The organism is Pseudomonas sp. PA-4-8C, from assembly GCF_021606625.1.
Taxonomy (GTDB): domain Bacteria; phylum Pseudomonadota; class Gammaproteobacteria; order Pseudomonadales; family Pseudomonadaceae; genus Aquipseudomonas; species Aquipseudomonas lactis.
Window position 1 is genome coordinate 1 of sequence record NZ_WKCD01000390.1, and the last position, 3,823, is coordinate 3,823.

Below are 3,823 nucleotides of genomic sequence, written 5' to 3' on the forward strand. Positions count from 1 at the left end.
TTTCTGGTTACATTTAAAGATAATGGGGAAGACGAAAAAGACGTCGTCGAAAAAATAACACTGACACAGGCGGCGCTGAAGAACAGGCAAGATGTAACGATTGAGGATAATGAGGGTTGGTTTCGAAAAATTGCCAAATATTTTTCTCCGGTAGTGTATGTTTACAATAAAATTGACGGCTGGGTCGAAGAGGCAAACAGTCGGCAAGGTATTTACCGGGAACCGAGTGCTCAGGGGGCTGCGCCTTATACTTCGGATACTCAGGTATCCATACCCGTTGATGATTTTAAAGCATTAGTCTGGGATACAGACCGGACTAAACTGTATAAAAATACCCTTGATAGCTTTTGGGACAAGCACAGCGGCTCATATACATCATTGAGTAAAATCTCTTTTGTTAAAGCGATCAATCTACAACGCTTGGAAGGCTCGCTTAAGCCTGCCGAGGCAGCACTCGCCCAGCGTGCGTTGGGGCCTGTTGCGCAAAAGGAATGGTCCGAGCTGACCGCCCAGGATTTTACAATGCCTGCGGTCAAGGACCCGGATCTGGATGTCGGTCTGCTGAGCATCAATGGCTTTCAGTCCACCGACTTGATGTGTGTGACCGACCGCAAAACCCAGCTCACATTGCTTTACATCCCTGGCAATTCCTCGCCGATCCATCGCTTCGACAATCCGGAACAAATGAAAACGTGGCTGGCCGAGCAAGCCAGGGATCCTGTAAAGCGTGAATCACTGTTGACGCATTTCTCCCTCAAGGACCAGGCCAGAAGGTCGTTTTCAGATGGTGTGCGGCAAACCTTGGAAGGGATGGCCAATTGGTCCGAAGCGCAGGCGTCAGGGAACGCGTTTCTTTCGGGGCTCAATGGCTGGGTGCCGGATCGTTTTATCACCGTTGATCCATTAAGTGGCGATCCTTTTGAAGCGGTCAAGGTTCGGCAAAAAGAGCGTTCTTACTCGGATGCCGACAATGCCATTGTCAGCGATGGCGACTACACCAAGAACAAGATACTGCAGGGTGTGGAAGAGGCCACAAAGGTCGCAATGTTCATGACACCACTGGCGCTGGTCATGCCGGAAGTAGCCATAGGGCTGGATATTTTCTTCCTGGCTGCCGGGGTCACCCAGGCAGGCATCGGTATTGATGATGTCGTCAAAGGCAAAGCGACGGGGGCTGACCGTATCGTTTTTGGCGTATTGAACGCCGTACCGCCATTAGCCACTCATGCGGGGGCGCCGCTTGCGAAGGTGCTGACAGAGCGGGTCTCCGGGGAGGGCATTGTTGCAGGGGGTGATATTGCAGCCCAGGCGCCCACTCAAGTCACCGAACAAGGGCGGCCAAACTTCAACCCGCCACGACGTGTCAATGGCCAGATAGGATACCCGATGAGCCCTGTTGCGCCTCCGAAGATCCTCGAGGAATTCACGATTCCGATGGACGATATCCATCAAATGTTCTCGCAAGACTACATGGTTTTTGTAGATCAGTACGGTACAAAAGTTACGTATGACGTGGAGGCACGCCTCTGGCGTGGGCTCAACGAGAACGGGCAAGTGAATGACATTTTTTATTGGCGTAAGGGGCAAGGAAAGTGGCTGAGTGGTACTAAAGCCGAGGCGACTGCCGGGAGTAAAAGTGCACCGGTTTCGACTATTAATAAAACACTGAAAGTACCGCCACTGCCGTCGCTGCCTTCCGCCGCTACAGAAGTGCCAAAAGTCATCCACTATTTTTGGGCAGGCAATGCGATGCCAGAGCATTTGCTCGAAAATATTATTGAGAACTCCAGGAAAAGCCCGGGGTATAAGTCTATCGTTCACGTGGATGCCAATAACGCTGGGGCCTTTCAGAAGATAAAATCCGCTCTGGATCACCGAGTGGGTGGGCTTGAAGTTCACGATTTGAAAGAAGAGGAGGCTTTTCGAGAACTCAATGCCGGCAAGTATGGGGAGATGTATCAGTATTTTCGCTCAGGACAAGGGCAGAATTTATCGGCCTCGTCTGACGTCATGCGCGTTGCGCTGATAAAAAAATACGGTGGTATTTATCTCGATACTGACGATGTTCTGACTAAGGGGGTAGGCGATGTCATGCTGAAAGCCACTCCAAATGATATTCTGATGAATTCGCCCGTTACTTACGCTGCCACGGACTTCAATGGGTTCAATACAAGTAATTTTGCGAGCCATCCCGACAATCCTTTGCTCGATACCCTTATGGAAGAATCTTATCAGCGATACAAGGCTAATGAATCCTGGTTGCAGGCAAATCGTCCGTTCCTGCCTGAGGAAGCGACAACCGCAGAGCAACAGGCTTATAAAGAGTATGAAACAAAGATTTTTGAAATAACCGGTCCGAGAATGTTTGGGGATGTGCTCGAACGAGAGAATTACGGTTTCTTTCCGATTGTCGATGAAATAAACGAGCTCTTGAATGCGCGTGTTCTTCTTCCCGAAAATTATGCAAAAAAATACACTGAGTTGAGAGATTATTATATGCCGATGAATCATAAGTTTGGGGTTTCTATCGGGGCGGAGCACTCCATGCAGCATTCTCGTTAATGCGGGTATAGGCTTGGCGGCATGAGCAATAAGTGAGCGCTGGACGCTTGAACGTGACCACTGATTGCTCATCTGGAAAGTAATCCAGCTTCGCCAAAGAGAAGGGCATCGTCTCGCTCTGACACCTGGGTGTCGGGGCGAGCGATGGCATTTCCTGAGGTGTGGGCGGGGAGATATGGCTAAATTCTATTTTGTTATTAATAAATTCTTTTTTATTCCTTATTCTGTTTGAAGGTCGTCCCTATACTGAGCTGCAACGCTAAACGTTGCAGGAGGGCACACCCATGCACAGCGAGTCGATTCGTTATCTGATCGTGCCGGGCTGGCAAGGATCGCCAGAAGATCATTGGCAAACCCATTGGCAGAACAGCCTGCCCAATAGCGCACGGGTGGAACAGGCCGATTGGCTGACGCCGCGTCGCGAGGATTGGGTGGCGGCACTGGCCGAGGCCATCGCTGCTGACAGTACGCCGGTTATCCTGATCGCCCATAGCCTGGGCTGCATCACCGTGGCCCACTGGGCCGCCACCGCACCCGTGCAGTTCTTGCGACAGGTACGCGGTGCGTTGCTGGTGGCTCCGGCGGATGTCGAGCGCCCTGCGTGTGCCCCTGCTCTGCGCAATTTCGCCCCTATTCCAACTGACCTGCTGCCATTTCCCAGCCAGGTGGTCAGCTCCGATAACGACAGTGCCGTGAGCGCCCCCAGGGCTCTGGAACTGGCGCGTCAGTGGGGCGCCGAAGCCGGCATCTTGTCGGGCGCCGGGCATATCAATGTGAAGTCCGGCCACCGGCGCTGGGAGCAAGGGTTTGCTTACCTCTATCGCCTGCAACATCGCCTCGAGCACCACGCTCGGCGCAGCGCCTAATATTTTTCAACGCCCCGTCCCTGTGCGGATTGGGGCGGGAGCCTGCCATGAGTCTGCATGAAACCTTTGGCCAGCCGTTGCTGACCTTTCCCGATGCCGAAAAAAGCCCGTTGAGCATCCGCGCCAAGGCGCTGGTGTTCGTCGACCCACGGTCACGCCAACTGCGTGAAGAGTTGGAAAGCCTTGCGCCGCGTGCCTTGCCCGTATTGATTCGTGGTGAGACCGGCAGCGGTAAAGAATTGCTGGCGCGGCACATTCACCGTGGCAGCGACCGTACTGGCCTGTTTGTCTCGGTCAACTGTGGCGCCATCAGCCCCACCTATGCCGATGCCGAGTTGTTCGGCTATGCCGCCGGTAGCCACAGTGGTGCGGCGAGCAGCCGGGCGGGATGGTTC

The 3,823-nt window shown here is 53.2% G+C and carries 3 protein-coding genes; all 3 read left to right on the forward strand.

Annotated elements, in window-relative coordinates; translation table 11 throughout:
* Positions 1-2,562: dermonecrotic toxin domain-containing protein (locus GIW04_RS28765; protein ID WP_236479460.1), on the forward strand; the 2,562-nt coding region annotated here is incomplete at its 5' end.
* A 284-nt stretch (positions 2,563-2,846) separates the two neighbouring features.
* Complete coding sequence (locus GIW04_RS28770) at positions 2,847-3,428, forward strand: alpha/beta hydrolase (protein WP_034134614.1); 582 nt, start codon at positions 2,847-2,849, stop codon at positions 3,426-3,428.
* Between the two features lie 47 nt (positions 3,429-3,475).
* Positions 3,476-3,823: sigma 54-interacting transcriptional regulator (locus tag GIW04_RS28775; RefSeq protein WP_236479461.1), on the forward strand; the 348-nt coding region annotated here is incomplete at its 3' end.

Excerpts from the sequence above, each read along its gene's own strand:
- GIW04_RS28770 (WP_034134614.1), top strand. The coding sequence starts at position 2,847 with ATGCACAGCGAGTCGATTCGTTATCTGATCGTGCCGGGCTGGCAAGGA.